This is a genomic window from Solibaculum mannosilyticum (genome assembly GCF_015140235.1).
In the GTDB taxonomy this organism is placed as follows: Bacteria; Bacillota; Clostridia; order Oscillospirales; family Acutalibacteraceae; genus Solibaculum; species Solibaculum mannosilyticum.
Map to the genome: position 1 here is coordinate 299,015 of NZ_AP023321.1, position 21,422 is coordinate 320,436.

At 51.3% G+C, this 21,422-nt stretch carries 29 protein-coding genes; 14 read left to right on the forward strand and 15 right to left on the reverse strand.

Annotated features, from left to right (window positions below; all coding sequences use genetic code 11):
• Positions 1 to 8 precede the first annotated feature (8 nt).
• The 14 genes from C12CBH8_RS01370 (at position 9) to C12CBH8_RS01435 (ending at position 7,693) form a co-directional block, all read left to right on the forward strand.
• On the forward strand, positions 9 to 167 hold the full coding sequence (locus C12CBH8_RS01370; protein ID WP_215533392.1) for a hypothetical protein: 159 nt from the start codon (positions 9 to 11) through the stop codon (positions 165 to 167).
• 63 nt (positions 168 to 230) lie between these two features.
• Positions 231 to 1,100 carry a hypothetical protein gene (locus tag C12CBH8_RS01375; protein WP_071698942.1) on the forward strand — a complete coding sequence of 290 codons (870 nt, stop codon included), beginning with the start codon at positions 231 to 233 and terminating at the stop codon, positions 1,098 to 1,100.
• Positions 1,101 to 1,126: 26 nt separating this feature from the next.
• Positions 1,127 to 1,675 carry a decarboxylase gene (locus tag C12CBH8_RS01380; RefSeq protein WP_071698941.1) on the forward strand — a complete coding sequence of 183 codons (549 nt, stop codon included), beginning with the start codon at positions 1,127 to 1,129 and terminating at the stop codon, positions 1,673 to 1,675.
• 117 nt (positions 1,676 to 1,792) lie between these two features.
• Entirely contained in the window at positions 1,793 to 2,044 is a 252-nt protein-coding gene (locus C12CBH8_RS01385; protein ID WP_009258021.1) for a type II toxin-antitoxin system RelB/DinJ family antitoxin, read from the forward strand.
• Entirely contained in the window at positions 2,041 to 2,430 is a 390-nt protein-coding gene (locus C12CBH8_RS01390; protein WP_009258020.1) for a type II toxin-antitoxin system death-on-curing family toxin, read from the forward strand. Before C12CBH8_RS01385 ends, C12CBH8_RS01390 begins: the two co-directional genes overlap by 4 nt.
• Before the next feature lie 173 nt (positions 2,431 to 2,603).
• Positions 2,604 to 3,041: a hypothetical protein gene (locus C12CBH8_RS01395; RefSeq protein ID WP_024729847.1), complete on the forward strand. Its 438-nt coding sequence runs from the start codon at positions 2,604 to 2,606 to the stop codon at positions 3,039 to 3,041.
• Positions 3,042 to 3,059: 18 nt separating this feature from the next.
• Positions 3,060 to 3,299 (forward strand): hypothetical protein, encoded by a 240-nt coding sequence (locus C12CBH8_RS01400; protein WP_191230093.1) that lies wholly within the window; start codon positions 3,060 to 3,062, stop codon positions 3,297 to 3,299.
• Complete coding sequence (locus C12CBH8_RS01405) at positions 3,296 to 3,667, forward strand: hypothetical protein (protein ID WP_071698940.1); 372 nt, start codon at positions 3,296 to 3,298, stop codon at positions 3,665 to 3,667. Before C12CBH8_RS01400 ends, C12CBH8_RS01405 begins: the two co-directional genes overlap by 4 nt.
• On the forward strand, positions 3,636 to 4,238 hold the full coding sequence (locus C12CBH8_RS01410) for a hypothetical protein (protein WP_195328117.1): 603 nt from the start codon (positions 3,636 to 3,638) through the stop codon (positions 4,236 to 4,238). Before C12CBH8_RS01405 ends, C12CBH8_RS01410 begins: the two co-directional genes overlap by 32 nt.
• Positions 4,239 to 4,255: 17 nt before the next feature.
• Positions 4,256 to 4,528, forward strand: a complete 273-nt coding sequence (locus C12CBH8_RS01415; protein WP_024729843.1) for a hypothetical protein — start codon at positions 4,256 to 4,258, stop codon at positions 4,526 to 4,528.
• 56 nt (positions 4,529 to 4,584) lie between these two features.
• Positions 4,585 to 5,718: a DUF4313 domain-containing protein gene (locus tag C12CBH8_RS01420; protein ID WP_191229434.1), complete on the forward strand. Its 1,134-nt coding sequence runs from the start codon at positions 4,585 to 4,587 to the stop codon at positions 5,716 to 5,718.
• Positions 5,715 to 6,038, forward strand: coding sequence for a hypothetical protein (locus C12CBH8_RS01425; protein ID WP_024738450.1), 324 nt, complete (start codon positions 5,715 to 5,717; stop codon positions 6,036 to 6,038). Before C12CBH8_RS01420 ends, C12CBH8_RS01425 begins: the two co-directional genes overlap by 4 nt.
• A 153-nt stretch (positions 6,039 to 6,191) precedes the next feature.
• Positions 6,192 to 6,998, forward strand: coding sequence for a DUF4313 domain-containing protein (locus C12CBH8_RS01430; protein ID WP_191229433.1), 807 nt, complete (start codon positions 6,192 to 6,194; stop codon positions 6,996 to 6,998).
• Positions 6,995 to 7,693: a hypothetical protein gene (locus tag C12CBH8_RS01435; protein ID WP_215533393.1), complete on the forward strand. Its 699-nt coding sequence runs from the start codon at positions 6,995 to 6,997 to the stop codon at positions 7,691 to 7,693. The genes C12CBH8_RS01430 and C12CBH8_RS01435 overlap by 4 nt, the downstream gene beginning before the upstream one ends.
• A 235-nt stretch (positions 7,694 to 7,928) precedes the next feature.
• On the opposite strand, the gene C12CBH8_RS01440 is transcribed toward C12CBH8_RS01435, so the two are convergent.
• The 15 genes from C12CBH8_RS01440 to C12CBH8_RS01510 all read right to left on the reverse strand — a co-directional run bounded on the left by C12CBH8_RS01440 (position 7,929) and on the right by C12CBH8_RS01510 (position 21,421).
• Positions 7,929 to 8,111, reverse strand: a complete 183-nt coding sequence (locus tag C12CBH8_RS01440; protein ID WP_009258011.1) for a helix-turn-helix domain-containing protein — start codon at positions 8,109 to 8,111, stop codon at positions 7,929 to 7,931.
• Positions 8,101 to 8,514 (reverse strand): sigma-70 RNA polymerase sigma factor region 4 domain-containing protein, encoded by a 414-nt coding sequence (locus C12CBH8_RS01445; RefSeq protein WP_215533394.1) that lies wholly within the window; start codon positions 8,512 to 8,514, stop codon positions 8,101 to 8,103. Before C12CBH8_RS01445 ends, C12CBH8_RS01440 begins: the two co-directional genes overlap by 11 nt.
• Before the next feature lie 724 nt (positions 8,515 to 9,238).
• The gene (locus C12CBH8_RS01450) at positions 9,239 to 9,526 is read right to left on the reverse strand and encodes a winged helix-turn-helix domain-containing protein (RefSeq protein WP_215533769.1); all 288 of its coding nucleotides are present in this window, start codon (positions 9,524 to 9,526) and stop codon (positions 9,239 to 9,241) included.
• 27 nt (positions 9,527 to 9,553) lie between these two features.
• Positions 9,554 to 9,922, reverse strand: a complete 369-nt coding sequence (locus C12CBH8_RS01455) for a metal-dependent transcriptional regulator (protein ID WP_191229430.1) — start codon at positions 9,920 to 9,922, stop codon at positions 9,554 to 9,556.
• A 12-nt stretch (positions 9,923 to 9,934) separates the two neighbouring features.
• Complete coding sequence (locus tag C12CBH8_RS01460) at positions 9,935 to 11,563, reverse strand: ABC transporter substrate-binding protein (RefSeq protein ID WP_191229429.1); 1,629 nt, start codon at positions 11,561 to 11,563, stop codon at positions 9,935 to 9,937.
• 3 nt (positions 11,564 to 11,566) lie between these two features.
• Positions 11,567 to 12,295, reverse strand: coding sequence for an ATP-binding cassette domain-containing protein (locus tag C12CBH8_RS01465; protein ID WP_227123553.1), 729 nt, complete (start codon positions 12,293 to 12,295; stop codon positions 11,567 to 11,569).
• Positions 12,268 to 13,071 (reverse strand): ABC transporter ATP-binding protein, encoded by an 804-nt coding sequence (locus C12CBH8_RS01470; protein WP_191229428.1) that lies wholly within the window; start codon positions 13,069 to 13,071, stop codon positions 12,268 to 12,270. The genes C12CBH8_RS01465 and C12CBH8_RS01470 overlap by 28 nt, the downstream gene beginning before the upstream one ends.
• Positions 13,068 to 13,850 (reverse strand): ABC transporter permease, encoded by a 783-nt coding sequence (locus tag C12CBH8_RS01475; RefSeq protein ID WP_191229427.1) that lies wholly within the window; start codon positions 13,848 to 13,850, stop codon positions 13,068 to 13,070. The genes C12CBH8_RS01470 and C12CBH8_RS01475 overlap by 4 nt, the downstream gene beginning before the upstream one ends.
• Positions 13,847 to 14,782, reverse strand: coding sequence for an ABC transporter permease (locus C12CBH8_RS01480; protein WP_191229426.1), 936 nt, complete (start codon positions 14,780 to 14,782; stop codon positions 13,847 to 13,849). Before C12CBH8_RS01480 ends, C12CBH8_RS01475 begins: the two co-directional genes overlap by 4 nt.
• A 17-nt stretch (positions 14,783 to 14,799) precedes the next feature.
• On the reverse strand, positions 14,800 to 16,536 hold the full coding sequence (locus tag C12CBH8_RS01485) for an ABC transporter ATP-binding protein (RefSeq protein ID WP_191229425.1): 1,737 nt from the start codon (positions 16,534 to 16,536) through the stop codon (positions 14,800 to 14,802).
• Positions 16,520 to 18,289: an ABC transporter ATP-binding protein gene (locus C12CBH8_RS01490; RefSeq protein ID WP_191229438.1), complete on the reverse strand. Its 1,770-nt coding sequence runs from the start codon at positions 18,287 to 18,289 to the stop codon at positions 16,520 to 16,522. Before C12CBH8_RS01490 ends, C12CBH8_RS01485 begins: the two co-directional genes overlap by 17 nt.
• Positions 18,290 to 18,368: 79 nt before the next feature.
• Positions 18,369 to 18,569, reverse strand: a complete 201-nt coding sequence (locus C12CBH8_RS01495; RefSeq protein WP_413614088.1) for a cysteine-rich KTR domain-containing protein — start codon at positions 18,567 to 18,569, stop codon at positions 18,369 to 18,371.
• Entirely contained in the window at positions 18,563 to 19,198 is a 636-nt protein-coding gene (locus C12CBH8_RS01500; protein WP_195328116.1) for a TetR/AcrR family transcriptional regulator, read from the reverse strand. Before C12CBH8_RS01500 ends, C12CBH8_RS01495 begins: the two co-directional genes overlap by 7 nt.
• 173 nt (positions 19,199 to 19,371) lie before the next feature.
• Complete coding sequence (locus tag C12CBH8_RS11945) at positions 19,372 to 19,743, reverse strand: winged helix-turn-helix domain-containing protein (RefSeq protein ID WP_191229423.1); 372 nt, start codon at positions 19,741 to 19,743, stop codon at positions 19,372 to 19,374.
• On the reverse strand, positions 19,685 to 21,421 hold the full coding sequence (locus C12CBH8_RS01510; protein WP_191229422.1) for an ABC transporter ATP-binding protein: 1,737 nt from the start codon (positions 21,419 to 21,421) through the stop codon (positions 19,685 to 19,687). Before C12CBH8_RS01510 ends, C12CBH8_RS11945 begins: the two co-directional genes overlap by 59 nt.
• Position 21,422 lies beyond the last annotated feature (1 nt).

The following is a 21,422-nucleotide window of genomic DNA, read 5'->3' on the forward strand; positions in this document are numbered from 1 at the left end:
TATGGATGATGAAAATCTTCAAAAGCCAAAAGCCTGCAGTTTGCGGTACTGCCAAGCGGCCCATCCGCCGTTGGCTGCTGCCGCCTAAAAAGCAGCAGGCATATCGCTTTTATTCCACTGCTCATTTTCATGTTTACGAGCGGTGCCGTCATTTTCGACGCGGATAATAAAGGCACATTTATTGATGAATCAAGGGGACTTGCTTTTCCCCTTCAAGGGAGGAATGGACTATGATTTATAAGAAACCGGATGAGAAATTCTCACATGAGAACATCACCTACACAGTAGGCAGCCGCGTCCTCGCCAATGAAGCGAGTGAGTACAGCGGGCTCTTCGGGCGCATCCTTGAAATTCGCACGGATGATGACCGGGAAACTGAAAATGATACGCCGGACATCTATTGTGAATTTGACCCGCCGTGCCTTTCCGCTGCCCGCCGCGCACTGGAGCAGACTTTTTCTGAACTCTATGGTGCGCCAAAGCGTGTGGAGGATTTAGGGCTGGAACTGGTCATCATGGCGCCTGAAATGTTGACGCCTCTGGCCGTTCCCGAGCAGGCGTATCCCCAAGGTACGCTTTATGTCGTCGTCTCGCATTGGGCCACTGACGGGGAATTTGGCTCTTATGAGGCTCCGTTCACTAATTTAATGGATGCCCAGCGGCAATTTCATGACGATCTGAAAAACGAACTGGAGAGCGGCTGCATTGAGAAATGGCGTGAAAAGAGTCAGTTTGCAGAGGAAGAAACCGCAGAAAGCTATGAGTGCTATCTGGATGGGGAATACTGCGAAAACCACTTTTACCTCTCCATTGAAAAACGGCCTCTGCCGCTGGCTCCTGAATTTATACGCACCGTGGCGGCAGCCTATGAAGATGAGTGCGCACGGGAGGATTTTCTTGATAAAGCTCAAGCTTTGCCGGAGTATCTGGCTCTGACAGAAGATCAGAAAAAACAACTGCTGCACAATGCGGACATCAAAGGGCGCATCAGCCACTACCTGGATCTCTGCGATACCTATTGGGAGTGTTACTGGGATGCAGTATCCAAGGCCGCACAGGATATTTTACAGGAGGATCAGCAGGCATCCCCACAAAAGTAATTTCTGTTGTGAAATGGAGGAAAACTATGGACGAAAAAGAATTACGCAAGGCACTTGAAATTCATTTGGATACCCTTCGGAGAAATCTGGAAGTTGTATCGCTGGAAGTGCTGAAAACAAAGTACCAAAAACCTTATGAAGAACTGCGGGGGCAAATCTGCAAAGCAGCCACCGAATACACCCGTCATGTAGCTCTATGTGATATTCGTATCCGGCGCAGCCTGTTTAACGAGGCCAAAACCTACATTGATGCAGCGATTCAGCAAACACAGTGCCTGAAAAAGATTTCCGAGGCTGCTTTTCAGCGGCAGGATATGGATGAAATTGCAGCCCTGGCCCATACCTTACGAGAGGAAATTGAAAAATCTCTTCACTATTTCTATCTCGATCACATGTGCCTGCTCGTTACCCGCGAGTGCATCGACGATCCCAATAAGGTCCCGGAGATTTACAACAAGGCAACTTCTTGTGTTTGGCGCGATGGTGCGTGGCTGTTAATGGAAGATACCGAAACGGCCATTTTACTTTCCGCTCCCATCATCAACGAGCTGCCTCCCGCAGAAGCTGCCGCATAGATGATACAGCACTCCCTCAAAGACGATTGGTTCCCGTGGCCTTCTTCAATTAAGCATCCTACTCGTTGCATTTGCACATGATATGTAGTATAATTGTAGTGCAAGGAGGTCGATTATATGGATACCAATATGACATTTAGAATAGATAGTCAGGTCAAAGCGCAAATGGCCGCCATCTGCGAGCAGCTGGGCATATCCACATCCACCGCATTCAACATTTTTGCAAATGCCTTTGTCCGCAATAATGGAATGCCGTTTCCCTTAACTCTTAACACACCATCTGCAGAAATTTCAAGGGAGCAGATGTTGGCGGATACCGATGCGGTTTTAAGTTCTTTCGCTGATGACTATAAGAGGATGGCGGAATGATTTGGGTGACGGTTGAAGATGTTATCGCCGTCCATAGCAGGATCATCAAAGCTTCAGGTGGGTTGGACGGTATTCGGGACCGAAATAGTCTGGAAGCCGCAGTCAATGCTCCGTTGCAAACCTTTGCCGGTTTTGATCTTTTTGAAACGGACCTTGCGAAAATAGCCAGAATAGGGTTTGGACTGGCCTCCAATCATGCCTTTCTTGATGGTAACAAACGGATTGGCGCAATGATGACGCAGTTGCTGCTGAAATGGAACGGCTATGTTCTTGAACTGAAGCCCGGCGAACTTGCGGATATGTTTATCTCTATTGCAAATGGCAGTGCGGGAGAACACGAGCTGCAAGCATGGATCATTCAGCACCTAAAAGATTTTTCTGATTGATCTGCCAGTATTGTATCATTGATACTTTCAATGTTGCTCCACAGAAATAAAACTCTACACTTTTTCTTATTTGACAAATGCCTTGCTATTTGGCAAGGGACACTATCACAAAGGGATCGACAAACAGCGCATTTGCTGTTTGCCGGTCCCTTGTTTTTTAGGAGGATTTTTTGATGAAACTAAAACATCCCACGCATGATCCGAAACCCATGGACGCCCTCTCCTACTACCTGCAAGTGCAGCGGGAGTATGCCCTCGCTCGTGAAGGGTATCTCAGGATTGATGAAGCCGATGATACTTACAATGACTTAAACCGCAAAATAATTGATGCCTACCGTGAACGCTATGGTACCGCCTATTTAGGCCGTATCAACTACAGTGGGAACCAGAGACAGCGGATTGCTGATGGTACTGAAAGCGTCTTTGAAGCCTATACCGGGCAGCCGCTCTATAACTTTTGCTGTGATTTCTGTGTATCAGCTCCAGACCGTACACTGGAAGAATTGATTCGGCACTGGAATAATGCGGATATTCCCTTATCTGAAAAGAAAGTTGATACCATCATGGAGCGTATTCAGGCATTATGCGGCCAGACTTTCATCTGGTATTAACAGAAAGGGCGGTAACCGATGAACTATATCGTCTATGGGAAGAAAATTGGAGACCGCTGTTATGGCGCTATAAATTTGCATGAAGGGAAAGTTGGAGTCGGCCTGGTTTATGCTACGCTGATCCCAGATTGTGACCGCGCCAAGATGTATGCTGACAAGCTGGCTGAGATGGTGCCCGGTTTTATCTTCCAAGTTCGCGGCGCCGGCACTCGCAAGGTCTACTATGAAAGGGCCGGCAAGCCGGAGGAATCGGTATGAGCGCCGGGGAGCCTTCTTTTCTTCTCTGGCTCCGGGAGGTCGTTCAGCCGCAAGCAGACCCCCGTTCCGGGAATGCCGCGGCGCTGGATGATTTCTCGCCGGATGGAATGCGGGAATATTGCTATCCCAAGGAGTTTACGGTGTCCGGCGACGCCTATATGTGGTCGGTTTCAAGCGCCCACACAAAAGGGCGGCATCTCTGCACCCACTACGAAATTTGGTTTTTCGGGCCAGCGTTTGGCTCTGGTCAGAGAATCGCCACCGGCAGTCCTACCAAAGCCAAAATACGGTGCGGTCTAAGAAAAATCTATGATTATTACTACGGAGGGAACTCGAATGAAAACGATCCAGCTCACTTTTCTGTTTGAAGACACAGGCTTCTGCAAGGATGTGTTCCAATCTGTAAACCAGCCCTATTACTACTGCAACCGTGATACGGTTGATGGCACATGGTACACTTCTACCCCGGATGATTATCAAAATGATTGCCGCATCCGAAAGGATGTTATCATCGAGATCATCTCGGATGGGCAGGTGATCGCTCTGGATGGAAACGGGGACTTCGAGGGAAAAAAGCCATTCATCCCCTTCTATACCTTTAGGGAACAACTGGCACAAGCGTTCTTGAATAAACACCCGGGGGTCCACAGTTATGAAGATATGAAACAAAAGCTTCTGTTCCTGCCGGGCGGGGAGCCTTACTCTGACCCGAGCAGCTGTCAGGATAACTGGATTTTTGCCCTTGATTTTGGGAATGAAACCGAACAGGTCCTGGAATCTGCCGACTGGATGGGCCGAGAGTATCACATTCTTGCCGTCCAGTACACGCACAAACCCACTGGCTTTGTATTTACAAATTATCGTTTTCGGGCGGCTGTTCTCCCACCGAGGGCTTCCAGCCATGACCTTTTGCTTTACGATTGGCAGGAAAGCCGCTGAAGGAGGGAGGTTAGTTTATGGGAATGTTGCTCATCCGAGAATTGAATGTCAACGGCTGCGGCGATTTTGCCGATGTGCTGGTCCAAACTGACCAGCCGGTAACGCCAGAGCAGATGAAAGAGCTGCACCACGATCTGACACGCCTTAACAACGAACAGGAGTGCCCAGATACGGATGATGTGGTGGAAGAAGCCGTGAAAAACACTTTAGGCGAGACGGCCCGGTGTATCGGCTATGCCCTTCTGGAATATGGAGGGGGCGGCCACCCCTGCGATGAAAAATCCCGTTGACTGCCTTTGTCGAAGCATCGGCAAGCATTTACATCAAATCCAAAAGGAGAATCACTATGAATATATTGCATGATAAATCTTCTGTCAAAAGTTTCAGCGCAAAATGGATTGACCGGGGTTATGCCCGGGAAGATGTCCATTCGCTCAGACTCCAATATGTCTACACCCCGGAGCAGCGGGAGGCAAACCGTCAGATTTGCGATGCCGGTCCTGATGAGGCGCACCACAGGATCAAACAGGCAGCTGAGTCAAAAAACGCTGTGATGGCCTCTGTCATGGCGGCCATTGCCAGGGAGTTTATCTGCTATCAGTATGAAGCTGAAGATCCGGCGCCTTACGGAAGTTCCCGTTGGGAACTGTTTTTCTGGTGCAACGACTTCAGCAATACGCTTCACGGCTATGGATTGTCTGGGCGGGATTACTCCTATTTCACACTGTCCTTCAACTCTGCCCAAACAGTGGAACAGCGGGTAGCAGTCTGCGGGCGCGTCCTGCAGTTTTTAGAAACCCGCTTTCATTCAAACCCTAATCTTGAGGTTGCGGTGCAGTACACCACATGGTACGACAAAGGAAAGATCAAAGCGGACGCCAAAAAGGTGCAACATCTTCTGGATGGCCGCCAGTACACCTATGGCACCAAGGAAGGCAAATTTGTTGTGGAGAACGGTCAGCTTCTCTTCCACCCCAAGTATGCCAAAAAATATAACTACCGTGTGGACGATTCTGATATTCTCGCTATATGCTGGGAACTGGATCTGACGCCAAACATCAGTACAGCTCCGGCCCAAAGGCCAATGCCGGCCATGGGTAGGCAAGGGCCTATTACCTTCCCTTATGAAAAGTACGGCTCCACACATCCCATCCAGCTAAAGGTATCCACCTATATGGACGGCAACCTGGCGATTGCCATGCACACATGGGAAAATGGCTATGCGGAGCCCTGGGCCTCTCTGACGGTCAATCTGGACGGGGAACGGGGGAAAGACTGCGCGTTCATCGATACCAATGGTGACGCCGATTTCCCGGTCTGGCTGATCCGCCACGGATTGGCTATCCCTACCGGGGCAACGCAGCGCAGTGGTTACTGTGAGTATCCAGAGTACCGCTTCCGGGCAGACCGCCTGCGTGAACTGGACCCGGAGGGGTACGCTGAATATCTATCATTGCAGGAAGGGAGGCGCAGCGCATGAAATACAAAAAAATCTATGAAGTTCTGGAACAGCGCCGTTCTAGCAGTCCCGACTTCCGCTATTCCGATTATAGCGGGTGGCGTTCCTACTATCGTTCCTATATGGATCGCCAGCGTCCACTTTGGATTGTAGCCGAAGACCCGTCCGCTGGCAGACGACTCTGGATTACTCAGGAGCGTTCTCAGTTGAGCATCACGGTAGGACCAATGGATCATGAGAGGCGAAATCACGGCCATGCTCATACCATTTCCTGTAGAAATCAAGCGGATATGTGTGCCACACTGTACAAGCTCTTTGAAAGCGCGGCGGGTGCCGCCTAATGTACGAATGACCCGAAATCTTTAAGATTCCAATAGGGCCGTCAAAGGCATCACCTCTTCCCCGCTCTCATACTGCGGGGACAGGCGCACAGTTTTATAACCATGACCAGGGGGCTGTCCTTGCAGTCCCCTGGTCTAGTTCACGGAGAGATTATGAAACCAATACCATTTAAAATGAAAGGAACCGAATATGCACTAACTGTTAAAATCGCCACCTATCCAGAAGGTAATCTTGCCATCAAACTCTATCAAGAGAGCTTCGGCCAGCTGGTCTTCTGGGACAGTCTGACCGTCAATCTGGGCGGCTTACGCGCCAAAGATTGCGGCTTTATCAACACCAAAACCACTGGCAAGCGGTATCATGCCTGGATCAAGCGCAACGGTTTAGGCGAGCGCACCGGGCAAGTACGGCTGGAAGACGGAACAGAATATGTGGAATACATCTTCAACACTCAAAAACTGAAAAAACTGGATCTGGACGGGTACACCTACTATTCCCGCCGGTTGAATGGCGAGCTTGGCAGACGGTATATGCGGTTGTATATCGCCCTGCGCCGGCTGGCAAAACACATACCAGGATTTCATTACACCGATTACAGCGGCTGGCGCCGTTTAGAGGGTTCCTCTGATACGCTTCCACTATGGATTGAGGCGGAAGATCCAGCTCATCACCGGCATTTCACCTTTGAGCATCACGGAATCTCGCTGCGTACCATCATCACCGACTGCGATACCCAGACTGTGAAGAACAGCCTATATCTCCGCCGTGAGGACATGGCCGCTGAATTGCTGGCATTGTTCCAGGAAGAGCTTCCAGTCTACCAGCCCTGGTCAAAGGAGCGGCGCTGGAAAAGCGACACAAGACATGATCCATCCCTTGCTCAAACATTTCAAGAAACTACCAATATTCGTCAAAAGGCAATGAAAAGAAAAACCGGAAGAAGGAGTAAAAAATCATGAAAATCAAATTATACCCCAAAGAATTACTGGAAGCCGCTTGGAAGCAAGACAAAAAGCTTTATGCTCATGGCGATGCAGCGGCCCCTCCCAAATGCCTGCGGTGTGGCGCCCCTCTGGCAGCCCACCTGATGGTCAACGCCCTCAGTCGATACGCGGATGTGCAGATCTGTGAAGCCTGCGGCATGGATGAGGCCCTTCGGGATGCCGCCCATACGCCCCTGCCCCTTGTGGAATGGGATGCCGTCAAGTCTGGACACCTGAAGAAAAAAGCGGAAAAGTCCATCTGTTATCTGGTGCAGAACTGCACTTTTTCAGAAGTGTTCAAGCACACCTACAAGCCTCCAATGCAGCTCATCGAACGCCCCGTCAGCGAACTTGCTTATTCCCGTTCGGATTACGATGGATACCGCTGGTGGACAACCTGGCACAATGAGAGCGGCAAAAAGACGCCGCCAGAGTTGGTAAAAGAAATCGATGAGTTTCAAAATGCCCTATTCAAGTTGCCGGCCTTTAAGACGCTGGAGACCATGAAACGCTTCTGCCGATATGCCGAGACTACCAGTGATCCGACTGAATTTAACCTCTATTCTGAAACGGCACATTTGTACATCCGGATTCGGCTGATCACTCGGTTTCGGGATTACAACGCCTATATCTACTACTATGATAAGGCTGCCGCTGGAGAAGAGCAATGAAATTACAATAGGTATGGTCAGAGCTCCTTTTCGCAGCAATAAAAAATCGTAGTAGGGTAGGTTTTACCGCAGTGTGGCCCCAACCGCAAAGTTGGGGTCCATAGGTTATATCGAAATAAGCGCACAGCAGCGTCCAACTACTGCTGTGCGCTTGTTTTTTTCCTCTTAGTACATCCTGTTTGAATCCACGGGAAAGGCCCCGAGATCAAAAGGTCTCGGAGCCTTTCTCATAAATTCAAATTCGGAACAGTTTGATGGCTCGCATCAATGTAATGCACTGCTCCTGGTATAGATCCTCATCCAGCCGGCCGTCAATTACAGAATATTTGAGCAGTAAGGGCCGATACATATTCAAAATATCGGTAATTGACTCCAGATCACCTTCTTTTGCCTGAAACAACAGTTGTTCAAATATCATGTTTTTCCACCCCCTCAATACTTTTTCTCAACTTTTGAACAGCACGGTAATAGACTGCGGCTGCGCCTTTATAAGTCAGGCCTAGTCTTACACCAATCAAGTCAAAAGGGCAGCTGTCCAAAACATGCGACAGGAACACATACCGCTCGCGTTCATTCAACCGCTTGAGTGCATAGAAGAGCGCATTACTTTCGATCACATCCCATAGAGGAAGGCGCTCTGTAACCTCTTGTTCCAAAGTCTGTCCTGGGGTATAGGTTGTATCGGTCAGTATTTCACTGTTGCTGTATTGGTTGAGCATGTTCAGGTAATCGCGCCGTGTGCGTTTTACTGCCTGGATTAAGTAACCTGTAAATCTGATTTGTAGTTCTTCCTCTATCTGTCCATTATTTCGATACCGCATGGTCTTGTCCTCCAAATGTTCAAGAATTTTTGGGAATCTTGAACATTTGGAGGGGATCGGCACCGAACTAATGGGCGTCTTCGTGTTCTATATAAAACAACACAGCCGACCACACACCACAAAGGTGAGCAATCGGCTGTGTGATACACATAAAGAAGTCCGTCACGACTTCCGACGCCCGCAGGAGGAGGCTTGTCACTTGTCTTGTGATGTTCCCGCCCTGTCCTCCGAAAAGGGCGGCAGAAGAACCATATTCGATAGTAAACTGTGTGTCGAAATGTAAGCAGATGGGCGACGAACCTTTTTATGTGCATGGTTTTCAAACTTTCCATGCGCATTTGGCTCCTTGCCATCTGAACCGCACTTTGCACACGAACCTGCATTGCCCATTAGAGCGGGCAGCAGGTCTGCCAATGATCCAGGTTCAGTAATTTGATTTTTGTAGAATTTTGTCGGGAATTAAAAGAAAAGGCGGCCTCATTCATTTAAGAATAAGACCGCCTAACGCAACTTGAAATTCCCTCTGCTATTTCGATTTTTAGTTTTCATACACATTCCTCCCGTTTTCGGAAATTGCCTATATGGTTAGGGTTTATCTCCATTGTATTCGGTAAATCTGACCAAATTCTGACTGAGTTTTCACTTTTTCCATTTTAATTCCAATTTTCAACACGGCAAAAGGGAACAACCTTCATTGATCAACAAAGGCCGCTCCCTTTTACTTCTACTTCTCAAAGCGATAAGCATACCCATGCACAGTTTGAATCGCATTGATATTTAGTTTTTTCCGTATCTTGTAGATCCGGCTGGTGACGCTTTCGAGGCCGGAAGCAAAGTCATCAGACATTGCATATTGGTAAAGCTGCTCCCGGGTAAAGGTCCAGCCGGGGTGTAAGGCCAGATAATATAAAATATTGAACTCCATTGTAGTTAACTCCACAACTTGTTCATTTACATAGACCCTGCGTTGGTTTGGAGCAATACGCAAATTCCCATATTGCAGTACCGCCATCCCGATCAACAGCCTCACCTCCCACAATTATTCCTTTTTGTCCATACTCTGCTTCAGATGCCGAAAGCTACTCTCGCTGATCACATGCTCCATGCGGCAGGCCTCCTGTTCCGCTGTTTTTGGATCGACACCTGCCTCCGTCAACAAGTGGGTAAAGAAGCAGTGTTTCTCATAGGTCTGCTCGGCTACCTCGCGGCCCACATCGGTTAGATGAAGGAAGAAATCCACGTCCATGGTGAGAAAGCCACCTTCTTTCAAAGTGGACACCGCATGGCACACACTGGGCTTGGACACCTCCATATACCGGGCCACATCTACGGAGCGCACCATGCCTTTTTCTTTTTGAAGCAGCAATATAGTCTCCAGGTAGTCCTCGCCTGACGCATGGAGCTTCATTTTACACTCTCCTTATTCAGCGGGTTTCAGAGAAAGAATGTCGAAGAAGTAGGGGGTTCCGGTAAAGGTGTAGCCGGAAATCTTGTCTGTGTTATAGACGATCATATCCTTCTGATAGGTCAGGGGAATGTCCAGCACCGTCCCCACATCGAAGTTAAACAGGTAGGTATAGGTATCCCGGACCTCCTGCTCATCCACCATGTTTGTCAAGTCCTTGATGGTGGCGAGGAATTCGTCGGAGCCCTCAATGCCGGGCAGGGAGGGTGTCTGAGGCACCATGCTGTCCATAGGGGTAAACCAGCAGTGGGGCGAGGCAAAAGCGAACTGGCAGTGCCACAGGGTCAAATCGAACTTTCCTTCCAGATAATCAGCGTACCACTGCATCTGTTCGGTGCCGTAGATGGTCACATCAATCCCCACTTCCGCAAGTTGGCTCTTGATGACCTCGGCGGTGGGCATACTGACCGCATTATGATCCGCCTCCAGAGTGAGCAGCAGATTCAACGGCTCGCCGTCCTTCTCACGGATTCCGGTACTCTCATTCATGACCCAGCCAGCCTCATCCAGAAGCTGATTCGCCTTATCGGGGTTATAGTCGTAGGTGGTTTCCAGCTCTATATCGGCATAGGGCGTGTCACGGGTAGCGGGAATATCCGCAGGCGGCTCATAGCCGTTAGAGATGGCGAGAGACAGCTCCTCCTTGTCGATGGCATAAGCCACGGCCTGCCGCACCCGGAGGTCAGACATATAGGGACGGGTGGCATTGGTGGTAATCACCTGCACACGGGTGTCCTTATCCGCCATCTGGCCTGCAATACCGTCCATGGCAAGGGCCTGATCGTATTCCTCATAACTCAGCAGGCTGCCACCGTAGATCATATCGATCTCGCCGGTCTGGAGCGCCTGCAGGCGGGAGGTGGAGTCAGGAATGTACTTAACGATGATCTCGTCCCAATAGGGCTTTTCGCCCCAGTAGTCCTCATTGCGGACAAAGCGGGTGTATTCGCCAGCCACATATTCGTCATAGATATAGGGACCCGTGCCAGCCACACCGGAAATGGTTTGAAAGTCGCCCGGAATAATGAACTCCGGCGCGCTCATGGGGTTTACATCCGGCCAGCAGAAGTCTTGCAGATAGGCATAGAAGGGGTGGTCATAGTGGAGTGTGATGGTGTAGTCATCGACGATCTCCATCTCCGTAATATCAGTGATGCCCTTCAGCGTGTAGAAAGACGGATTGGACTGCTTATGTTCCAAGTTAGTCTTGACCGCCTCGGCGTTAAACGGCTCTCCATTGTGGAAAGTAACTCCCTGCCGCAGATGGAAGGTGAGCTCCGTCTGGTCATCATTGTATTCCCAGCTTTCCGCCAGACCGGGGACAATCTCTCCGTTGTCAAAGTCCACCAAGTTCTCATACACCAGCATGGAAGTGCAGCACAGGGAGTTGTTCATGTAGAGGGTGGACAGAGTGGTGGTCTCTGCTCCAATAGCAAAGGTCAGAACTTTTTCCTCTGTTTCAGGCTCCGAACTGGAGGGCGGGGTGCTTTCGGACCCCGAAGGGGCTGGGCTGCTGCAAGCCGTTAAGAGCATGGCGAAGCAGCAAACCGCGGCAAGGAGACGAGCAAGTTTCGATTTTTTCATGGGTCATGTCCTTTCTTTTGAATTTATGTCAATGTTAGATTGACCGATACGGATGATTTGCCCGTGTTCCAGCTCGTAAATTCGCTGGGACAGGCTGTATGCGAACTTCATATCATGGGTAATCAGCAGGTAGCTGCATCGGTACTCCCGATGGTATGCCTCCAGCACCTCCCGGATCGCCTTTTGAGAAATCAAGTCCAGGCCGCTGGTCAGTTCGTCCAAAATAAGATAATCCGGCCGGACAGCTAAAGCCCGTAACAGAGCTACCCGGCGCTGTTCACCCCCGGACAGGTTTCTTGCCGGAGTATCCAGCAGCTTGCGGCTGGTGGCCGTCAGGTCCATCAGCTCCAAAATCCGTGCTTTCCTCTCTTGGGAGGCCAGTTTGGTCAGATTGCGCAGAGCCTCCTCCAGATTTCGGGCCACAGAGAACTGCCGGTTTAGGCTGCCGGTTGCATCCTGAAAAACAGCCTGTATCTTGGTCCTGTGTCTACGCCACTGGTTGTAGGTCCATTTGCCGGTGTCCTCACCATCTATCAGAATTTTGCCCTGGGTCGGGCGCTCCAGCCCAATCAGAAGGCGGGCTATCGTGCTTTTTCCACTGCCGCTTTCACCCATCAGGCTGATATTTTCGCCCTTGGTCCAGACAAAGGAAATGTCACGCAGGGCACGGAACGGCTTGCCGGAGGCATCCGGAAAATCCTTGCTTACATGGGTAACGGCGATTTGTTCCATGTCCAGCCACCTCCTTCCTCTGTGCTGGCAAGCCGTACAAATTCTTTGGTCCATTCCTCCTGCGGCGAGGCAACCAAGTTGCTGGTTGTACCCCGCTCCGCAATCGTACCGTTCTGCATGACAAGCAGCTCGTCGCAGAGTGTTCGGATCGCAGTGTCATCGTGGGAGACAAACAGAATTGCCGACTGCTGTTTCATCCGCGCCAGCTCCTGAGTGAGATACGATTTATTATCTTCATCCAGCGCGGAGGTAGGCTCATCCGCGAATATGTACCGCGGAGACAAGCCGAGTAAAATTGCCATCGTCACGCGCTGGAGCATCCCGCCGGAGAGCTGCCCCGGATAAGCCCGGTAAACACGCTCGCTGTCGGTGAGATGGACCTTTTTCAGCGCCTCCATGCTCAATTTTTGTGCGGCCCTTTTTTCGATATGCAGCCGCTTGCGGAAGGTCTCGGCCATCTGCGCGCCAACCGACACATGGAGATTGAACGCTGTCATGGGATTTTGCGGGATAAACCCTAATGTTGTGCCGCAGAGCTCCCGCCGCACTTTCTCCGTCTGTTGAAGCAGGTCCTTCCCGTCCAGAAGAAACTGCCCTCCGCAGATCGCAACATCTGAGTCCGAGACCCCCAGCAAGGCTTTCAGAAGGGTTGTCTTCCCGCTGCCGCTGGCTCCGGTCAGACCCGTACAGCCCCCCGGCTCCAGGGTAAAACTCACATGATCCAAAAGGAGCTTTCCCTTGCGTGTTCGGGCGGTCAAATCCTTGACTTCCATCATGCCTGCTCACCTCCCTCCAACTGCTTTGCCAGTAGGTTAAAGGCCAGCGTGCAGAGGAAGATAAACAGGATCGGCAGGAACAGCAGAGAGGGATGCGTCATCAGCATACTGCGTCCCTCGGAGAGCATGGAGCCCCAATCGATCACATCATCGCCCAGCGTCAGGCCAATAAAGGAGAACGCCGAGATATTCATAATCATCTCCGCACAGGACAGGCACAGAAAATGCACCAGCGGCCGGATGATGTTCGGCAGGATATGGACAAACAGCACCCGGCTCCGGGAAGCCCCGGAGGAAACGGCGCACAGCACATAGGCTTTATCCAGCTCCAGCTCCGTCTGCGTCTTGACCAGCTTGATCATTCGCAAAATGAGGGAGACGGTCAGCGCCACCAGCATGGTGGGGATGCTGTTGCCCCAGATGCCAACGAAGATAATCAGGTATGCCAGCGGCGGGATGGCCGTCACCGCGTCCAACAGGCTGCTGAACGCCAAACTTTTGGTGGCGTTTGCCCGTCCGAGCCATAGCCCGATCAAAGTTCCAAGAACAAGCACGATGCTGCCGCCCAGCAGGACGATTCCAAGCGTCACCTTCCCGCCATATAAGAGCCTGGAAAGCTCACAGCGCCCAAACTGGTCAGTTCCCAGCGGAAAGTCCACACTCGGAGCCGCATACTTATTCACAATGTCCATCGCCTCCGGGTCATTGGGTGCAATCAGGAAGCCGAGAAAGCAAAAGGCAATGATGAAAACAGGAATCAGCCATCTCAGATGCTTCATGCCGCGCCCCCCTTTCTGGTCTGGAGAAGCCTCTGGATAATATCCGCCAGAATATTAAAGATTACCAGGGCAAAGGCCAGGAACAGCACCGTGGCATAGATGACCGGCAGATCCCGGTTTGTAAGGCTGTCCACGATACGGTATCCAAGGCCCGGCAGGGAAAAGATGTTCTCTACAATGGCGGACCCCGCCATGCACATCCCCATCATCTGCATAAAGGTGGGGACAATGGAGATGACCGCCTGGGGCAGAGCGTAGCGTACCACAATGTAGCGGTCGCTGAGGCCGCGGCAGCGGGCATAGAGTACGCTGTCCTCATTCATGGCCCGCTGAATGGCCTTAGAGAGCATCTGCCCAAAAAAGGCGATCCCGCTTACTGCCAGACAGAGTGCCGCAGGAAGGTATCGCATCAACCCTGTGTTTCCCGCCACATTTATAAGATTCCAGCGCACTGCTACCACATCAATAAACGATGTTGCCAGATAAAAGGCCGGTATGGAAATTGCCGCGATGGATACGAAGCCCAGCACTTTTCCAGCAAAATTTCTGCGGGCCAGGTAAAGCAGAGTGCCTAAAATCAAGGCCCCAGCGGCCTGAAGGACGGTCGCCAGCAGAACGATGCAGGCGGTTTCCTTTGCGGCCGTTCCAACAATGAGGAACACATCCTTGTTGTCCACAAGGGAAGTTCCCAAATCGAAGTGAAGCAGATCTCCCAGCCAGTCCAAATACTGCACGACAAGCGGGCGGTTTAAGCCCATTTCTTCCCGGATCAATTCAATTCGGGAATTGTCCACCGTAAAGACGCGGCGCGCATAGGCTTCTGCGGCGTCAATCGGAGAGAGCTTCATCAGAATGAAGGCAATCGCCGTCACCAGGAATAAAGTCAGGAACAGTTGTAGGATTTTTTGAAGTAGGAATCGTTTTGTACTCACACCCCCGCCTCCTTGTACTATGCGTTGATTTTCCAGTCAATCGCCGCTCTCCGATTCAAAATGAAGTCGGCATAGATTCCTTGTTGCCCAATGAGCTGGTCATGTGTGCCGTGCTGAACGATTTCCCCGTGGTCCAACACCAGAATCTGATCGGCATTTCTTACGGTTTTCAGACGGTGAGCAATCATAATGATGGTCTTGCCTCCGGTCAGGGCTTCAATGGCCTCCTGCAGCTCGGCCTCGTTCTCCGGGTCAACATTGGCCGTGGCCTCATCCAAAATGATGATCGGCGCATCCTTGAGCATGGCCCGTGCGATGGAGAGCCGCTGGCGTTCCCCGCCGGAGATCGTAGCGCCGCTCTCACCGATGATGGTATCGTAGCCGTCCGGCAGGGCCGTGATGAAGTCATGGCACCGGGCCGCCTTTGCCGCGGCCACCACCTCCTCATGGGTGGCGTCCGGCTTGCCGAACTTGATGTTGTTCTCAATGCTGTCGTTGAACAGGTACACGCGCTGAAAGACCATGCTGAAATTGTGCATCAAACTATCCAGCACATAGTCCTTCACATCAATGCCGCCCAGCTTGACCGCACCGCTGTCCACATCCCAAAACCTTGCCATAAGACTGGTGAGGGTGGTCTTGCCGGAGCCGGAGGGCCCCACGATGGCAGTGGTTGTCCCCTCCGGGATGGTAAAGCTGACATCGCGGATGATTTTCCGCTCTCCATAGGAAAAGTCCACATGCTCGAAGGAAATATCGCAGTGTTTCGGCGTCTGCACGGAGCCGCCCTCGTCCATCCGGGGAGCACGGTCGATTTCCTCCACCCGGTCGATGGAGGCGTCGATCATGGGCAGCATAAAGAACATCTCCCCGGCAGACTCCAGCTCGCTATATACCAGGAAAGCGGAAACCACCACCATCAGGCAGGTAAAGAGGGTCATACTGCCTTGCAGGAAAAACCAGATCGAGAACAGAATCGCCGCCACCGCCGTAACACGCAGGACGATCTGCTCCAACACATTGTAGGGAATACGCTTGCGCTCCAGCTTGAAATTCTGCTGTTCCGTCTCCTCAATCGTGCGGTTCAGCGTCTGATTGGCCGCTTTGTCTCCATGGAAAGCGCGCACCACGCTCATGCCCTGTATGTATTCCAGCACAGCGTCCACCAGCCTTGTCTGGGCTGCCAGCCGCCCCGGAGATAACTCTCTGGATTTCTTCAGCAAAAGTGAGTTGACCCAAAGGAACAGAAGCATACCAAGCAGGAATACCAGCCCGATGCGCCAATCAAAGCACAGGATCGCCAAAGAGAAGATGGTGGTCCGAATCATGCCCACCACCGTCCGGGCGATCACCGCAAAGGACATACTCTCCAGGTCCTCCATGGTGGAGGTGGCCGCCGCGGTGAGGCTGCCCAGGCTCTGGGCGTTGAAGTAGCCCATGGGCATATACTTCATGCGCTCCCCGATATGGATGCGCTTTTCCGCGCACATCCGGTAATTGGCGTGCCCCTCGCTGTTGTGGGCCAGATACCAGCACAGGGCGGCTCCGGCCACACTGACCGCCATGATCCCAAAGGCCATCCATGGGGTGGCCCCGGTCATGTTCTGCTCTACCAGGGCGCGGAGCACGACCAGCAGCGCCACAAACTGCAAAGCCTCAAAAATACTCCGCAGCAGTTCAAAGGCCATTCCCTTATACCAGGTGCCTTTCTGCTCCCCGGCAAAGCGGAAAAACCGTTTATATGCGCCAAACATGCTTGCCACCTCCTTCTCTCATGTCCGCATCTTTCGCCTGCGTGTGGGCCGCCCACATCTGCGCGTAGAGAGGACACCGCTTCAGCAGTTCATCATGCGTTCCCGCGTCCAGGATTTTTCCCTGTTCCACCACGGCGATTTGGTCTGCATCGGTGATGGTGCTCAGGCGGTGGGCGATGACGATGAGCGTCTTTCCACGGGTCAGTCTGCCGATGGCGTCCTGAAGCACCGCCTCGTTCTCGGGGTCTGTGTAGGAAGTCGCCTCGTCCAAAATCACAATCGGGGCGTTTTTCATCATAGCCCGCGCAATGGCGACCCGCTGGCGCTCCCCGCCGGAGAGGTGTCCGCCTGCGCCGCCCACCACAGTGTCATATCCATGATCCAGACCCATGATGAAATCATGACAGCCGGATGCCTTCGCCACAGCCTCCACTTCATCGTCGGTGGCCTCCGGCCGTCCCATACGGATGTTTTCCCGAACGGAGATATTGAACAGAAAGTTGTCTTGGGAGACATACCCGATGAGATCCATTACCTGCTCCGGCGGAAGGTTTTTCACATCCACCTCGCCAATGGTGATGCTTCCGCCGCCAGCGTCCCAATAGGAGGCGATGAGCTTGGCAATGGTGGACTTGCCGGAGCCGGACGGCCCCACCAGCGCGGTGGTCGTGCCTTGCCGGATGTTCAGTGTGACGCCGTTCAAAACCTGCTTATCTTTGTAAGCGAATGTCACATCCCGCAGGTCAATGTCCAGCCCATGCAGGTCTTTTCTCTGCGCGGGCCGCTCCAAATCCGGCTCGGACAGCACAGCGCCGATTTCCCCGGTGATGGTCGCAATTTTAGAGAAATCATCGGTCAAAAAGATCGCTGCTACCAATGGCCCCACGATACCGAGAGCCAGGATTGCAATCGTGATAAAATCTGAGGCGGTCAAGCTGCCATTCCTATAAAAGACGCACCCAATGGGCAAAACACCGATCAGCACAGCGGGCCAAATGGTCATCATCAGGGCGGAGTAGCCTTGCGTGGACTTCATCCAGTCCAGCATGAGGTCCGCGCTCTGACGCACAGCCTGTGTGAACTTTCCATAAGAGGCCGCACTTTGATTGAACGCTTTGATGACCTCAATGCCGCCTATGTACTCCACCGTGGTGGCGCTCATGTGCTTGCCAGCCTGAACCACCGCCCCATACTTTTTCGGGTACTCTTTCATCTGGGCCATGTAACAAAGCATCCCGATGGGGATGGTGATAAGCGACACCAGTGCCATGCGCCAGTCCAAGACAAAGAGGTAGACCACAATGGCGATAGGGACCAACAGATTGGAGGTCATTTCCGGAATGATGTGGGCCAGCGGGACCTCCATCTGCTCCACACGCTCCACCATGGTTGTTTTCAGGCGGCCCGATGGCGTATCGGTCAGATAGCCCATGGAAACGCGGGTCAGCTTATCCGCCACAGCCCGCCGCAGTTCCGACAGCACATGGAAAGTGGCTTCATGGGAGCATCGGGTGGAGATGCCGTGAAGAACAGACTTGAGCAGATAGGCAATCAGGGCAACTGCTCCCCAGGTCAGATAAATCGAAAAGTTCTTTTCACCAGAAATAAGCAGATTGACCATCCTTGCCACAGCGAAGTATGGCACCATTCCGCTGGCCACGCTGAGAACAGCAAGGATAACCGAAGCAAGAAACCCCGCCCGGTGTGGCTTGATAAATGCCATCAAACTAAATGGCTTCTTTTGTTGTTGCATCATATCCCTCCTAAAAGTTAGCATAATCTAACCGACGAACAAACGAAAAAGCCGACAACCCGCAGGATCATCCTGCAAATTATCGGCTCTGCGTCTTTGCGTCTGGCTCTGACAATATGATATTTTGTCCCTGCACATCAACGATGTGTTCCTTTCCGCATTTGGGACAGAAAAGCGGGAAGTGCTTTAGAACGGTGTCTGGATTTACTTTTGTGCGGGTCTTGTTGCCGCAGGTAGGACAGTGAATCCAGCCGTTTTGGTCGATCCACCCGCTCAACAATCCTCACCCCCATCACTGGAAAAGATGGTCTGCCACCCTGCCGTATAGAAGCGACGCATTTTCTGAATATGCTTCATAGCCTGCTCCTTCGGCATATTATGAATGACTACTTCAAACATTCCCGTATAGAAGGCACTGGAAAGAAGGTGATTCAACTCTGGGGTAAGGCGGCCGCTCGAAACCGCATCATTTCCTGACGCTTCAATATATTGAGCAGTACATCCGGTGTCCAATTCGACAACCCGGTGGATGAACTCCTGATATGCGTTGTTCTCCCCGCTGGTAAACAACAATTTGAACTCATCAAAATGGTCGTACAGGTAGTCCACGACTTTAGGGAATTCGTCGTTTGAGCGGCGCAGCATTTGCCGCGTTTGCTCTTCTCCGGATAACCGATTGAACTGATACAAAACAGATTGCAGCAACTCACAAAATCCATCTATTGCTGGCTGTACCAGAGAACGGTATAGGCTCTCTTTGTCCGGGTAGCGGATGTAGATCGCCCCTTTGCTGGAGCCGGCCTTTTCCGCAATCGTCTGTAAGGAGGCCCGCTCATATCCGTTTTTTAGAAATTCCTGCTTGGCTGCTTCCATCAGCTTTTCCGTTACTCCTGCTACACGCTTTGCCATATGTCGCCTCTATCATTCAAAACTATCAGTTTCAATCTAACGGTTTTAATATAGCACAAACTGTCTTTCTCGTCAATAGGGAGACTTTTTAGCAACGCTTTTCTAAAAATGGCATTGCATCTAGGCAATATCAGAAAAAGAGCTGACGCAGTTATGGTGCGTCAGCTCTTTTCTTACTTCTCAAAACGATAACCGTATCCATGTACAGTTTGAATCGCATTGATATTTAGTTTTTTTCGTATCTTGTAGATCCTGCTGGTAACGCTTTCGGGGCCAGAAGCAAAGTCATCAGACATTGCATATTGGTAAAGCTGCTCCCGGGTAAAGGTCCAGCCAGGGTGTAAGGCCAGATAGTATAAGATATTGAACTCCATCGTAGTCAACTCCACCGCTCGCCCGCTCACAAAGGCCCTACGCTGGTTTGGGTCAATACACAGATTATCATATTGTAGAACAGCCAGTCCAATCAACGCTTTTCCCCCAAAGTTATACCGCCCAACCAAGGCTTTCCTGCTGAATATGGAACAACTTATGATACAGCCCATTCTTCTTCATCAACTCATCGTGCGTTCCATGTTCTACCAGTCGTCCATTGTCAAGAACAATGATCTGATCCGCATCCACAACTGTACGGAGGCGGTGGGCAATCATAATAACTGTTTTACCTTCCACCAGTTTGGCAATCGCCTTTTGAACCAGCACTTCATTCTCCGGGTCAAGGGATGCCGTTGCCTCATCAAGCAGGATAATAGGCGCATTTTTCAGCAAGGCGCGGGCGATGGAAATACGCTGGCGCTCACCGCCGGAAAGCGTGCTGCCATTTTCACCGAGGACCGTCTGATACCCGTCCGGCATTTCCCGGACAAATTCATCACAATAGGCGGCTTTGGCCGCAGCAATTACTTGATCGTTCGTTGCGTTTGGATTGCCAAGGCGAATATTGTTCATAACCGTATCATTGAACAGGGTCACATCCTGGAACACAAAGGACATATAGGACATGAGGCTTTCCGGCTCCATGCTCTTGATGTCCTTGCCGCCCACGGTGATCTTACCCTGCTGAACATCCCAAAAGCGAGCGATCAGTTTGGAAATTGTGCTTTTACCAGAGCCAGACGGACCAACGAGCGCGGTCACGCTCCCCTGGGGGATTTTACAGGAAACATCTTTGATAACATCTTCCTGATTGTAGGCAAAGGTCACATGGGAAAGTTCAATATCGCAGTTCGGGACTGTTTTCCCTTCACCGTCCATCGCAGGAGTGGTGAGCAGGGTACGCATACGACTTGTGACCACATTCAAATTCAACAGCGAGGACAGGTTTGCCAGAATCGCCAGGATCGGGCCATAGATCCGTGTAACCATCAGCAGGAACATTAGCAGAGGAAGAAGTTCAATCTGTCCTTGTGTCAGAAGAATAGCTCCGACAAAAATCGTGATACCGATGCCAGCCTGCAAAATCATGCTGGCGCTGGACATAAACACGCCGACAGCCATTTCCACTTTGATGGCAATCTTTTTCATGGCAAGCAGAGCTTTATCCAACGCACTGAAATGAGAGCCAGACAGCCCGCAGGACTTGATGATCTTCATACCTTCCAGGTATTCCTGTACTTGGCCAGAGGCAGCCAACTTTGCGTCAACCTGCTTTTCAAACAGTTTCTTTTGGTGGTTCCGGCTAAGCCAGATAATGAGAAACGCAAGCGGGACTGTGACAAATACGCACAAGGCAAGCCGCCAATCGAAGAAGGCCAGTAGGATACAGGTCAGTGTTACCGTGATGCCGTTAGCAATCAGCGGTGGAATTGTGCTGCTGAGTAGGGACTCCATGCTGCTGCAATCCGCCATCATATTGGTGGTCAGTTCAGAAAGGTCTTTTGTGTTAAAAAAGTTCATCGGAAGTTTCCGAAGATGCTCCGCAATGCGCAGACGGGTCGTGTTCGATTCCTTGTACGAGGCAATATAGGTTTTGCGGTAATCGTTTTTGGCGGCCAGAAATACCAGGATGGCCGAAACAATACCTGCGCCCCACAGCATCCAGATATGGTTCCACTGAATGGAGCCGCCACTGACAAAGGGTGTCAGAATTTCACTGAAAATCATAACAGTTACACAGAACGGCAGAAGCATAGCCAGGTTCGTCAATGTGCAGGCGAAGATTGCTTTTTTCAGATCTGCGTAACCCTTGTCTGATAAAAAGAGAGCTTTTTGTAATCTGCTCATA

Coding starts and splice junctions, on each gene's coding strand:
- C12CBH8_RS01430 (WP_191229433.1), top strand. CDS start 6,192: ATGAAACCAATACCATTTAAAATGAAAGGAACCGAATATGCACTAACT.
- C12CBH8_RS01395 (WP_024729847.1), top strand. CDS start 2,604: ATGAAACTAAAACATCCCACGCATGATCCGAAACCCATGGACGCCCTC.
- C12CBH8_RS01405 (WP_071698940.1), top strand. CDS start 3,296: ATGAGCGCCGGGGAGCCTTCTTTTCTTCTCTGGCTCCGGGAGGTCGTT.
- C12CBH8_RS01390 (WP_009258020.1), top strand. CDS start 2,041: ATGATTTGGGTGACGGTTGAAGATGTTATCGCCGTCCATAGCAGGATC.
- C12CBH8_RS01435 (WP_215533393.1), top strand. CDS start 6,995: ATGAAAATCAAATTATACCCCAAAGAATTACTGGAAGCCGCTTGGAAG.
- C12CBH8_RS01425 (WP_024738450.1), top strand. CDS start 5,715: ATGAAATACAAAAAAATCTATGAAGTTCTGGAACAGCGCCGTTCTAGC.
- C12CBH8_RS01385 (WP_009258021.1), top strand. CDS start 1,793: ATGGATACCAATATGACATTTAGAATAGATAGTCAGGTCAAAGCGCAA.
- C12CBH8_RS01460 (WP_191229429.1), bottom strand. CDS start 11,563: ATGAAAAAATCGAAACTTGCTCGTCTCCTTGCCGCGGTTTGCTGCTTC.
- C12CBH8_RS01475 (WP_191229427.1), bottom strand. CDS start 13,850: ATGAAGCATCTGAGATGGCTGATTCCTGTTTTCATCATTGCCTTTTGC.
- C12CBH8_RS01420 (WP_191229434.1), top strand. CDS start 4,585: ATGAATATATTGCATGATAAATCTTCTGTCAAAAGTTTCAGCGCAAAA.
- C12CBH8_RS01445 (WP_215533394.1), bottom strand. CDS start 8,514: ATGCGGTATCGAAATAATGGACAGATAGAGGAAGAACTACAAATCAGA.
- C12CBH8_RS01510 (WP_191229422.1), bottom strand. CDS start 21,421: ATGAGCAGATTACAAAAAGCTCTCTTTTTATCAGACAAGGGTTACGCA.
- C12CBH8_RS01375 (WP_071698942.1), top strand. CDS start 231: ATGATTTATAAGAAACCGGATGAGAAATTCTCACATGAGAACATCACC.
- C12CBH8_RS01410 (WP_195328117.1), top strand. CDS start 3,636: ATGAAAACGATCCAGCTCACTTTTCTGTTTGAAGACACAGGCTTCTGC.
- C12CBH8_RS11945 (WP_191229423.1), bottom strand. CDS start 19,743: ATGGGCTGTATCATAAGTTGTTCCATATTCAGCAGGAAAGCCTTGGTT.
- C12CBH8_RS01455 (WP_191229430.1), bottom strand. CDS start 9,922: ATGAAGCTCCATGCGTCAGGCGAGGACTACCTGGAGACTATATTGCTG.
- C12CBH8_RS01400 (WP_191230093.1), top strand. CDS start 3,060: ATGAACTATATCGTCTATGGGAAGAAAATTGGAGACCGCTGTTATGGC.
- C12CBH8_RS01370 (WP_215533392.1), top strand. CDS start 9: ATGAAAATCTTCAAAAGCCAAAAGCCTGCAGTTTGCGGTACTGCCAAG.
- C12CBH8_RS01465 (WP_227123553.1), bottom strand. CDS start 12,295: ATGGAACAAATCGCCGTTACCCATGTAAGCAAGGATTTTCCGGATGCC.
- C12CBH8_RS01380 (WP_071698941.1), top strand. CDS start 1,127: ATGGACGAAAAAGAATTACGCAAGGCACTTGAAATTCATTTGGATACC.
- C12CBH8_RS01500 (WP_195328116.1), bottom strand. CDS start 19,198: ATGGCAAAGCGTGTAGCAGGAGTAACGGAAAAGCTGATGGAAGCAGCC.
- C12CBH8_RS01440 (WP_009258011.1), bottom strand. CDS start 8,111: ATGATATTTGAACAACTGTTGTTTCAGGCAAAAGAAGGTGATCTGGAG.
- C12CBH8_RS01450 (WP_215533769.1), bottom strand. CDS start 9,526: ATGGCGGTACTGCAATATGGGAATTTGCGTATTGCTCCAAACCAACGC.
- C12CBH8_RS01470 (WP_191229428.1), bottom strand. CDS start 13,071: ATGATGGAAGTCAAGGATTTGACCGCCCGAACACGCAAGGGAAAGCTC.
- C12CBH8_RS01490 (WP_191229438.1), bottom strand. CDS start 18,289: ATGCAACAACAAAAGAAGCCATTTAGTTTGATGGCATTTATCAAGCCA.
- C12CBH8_RS01485 (WP_191229425.1), bottom strand. CDS start 16,536: ATGTTTGGCGCATATAAACGGTTTTTCCGCTTTGCCGGGGAGCAGAAA.
- C12CBH8_RS01415 (WP_024729843.1), top strand. CDS start 4,256: ATGGGAATGTTGCTCATCCGAGAATTGAATGTCAACGGCTGCGGCGAT.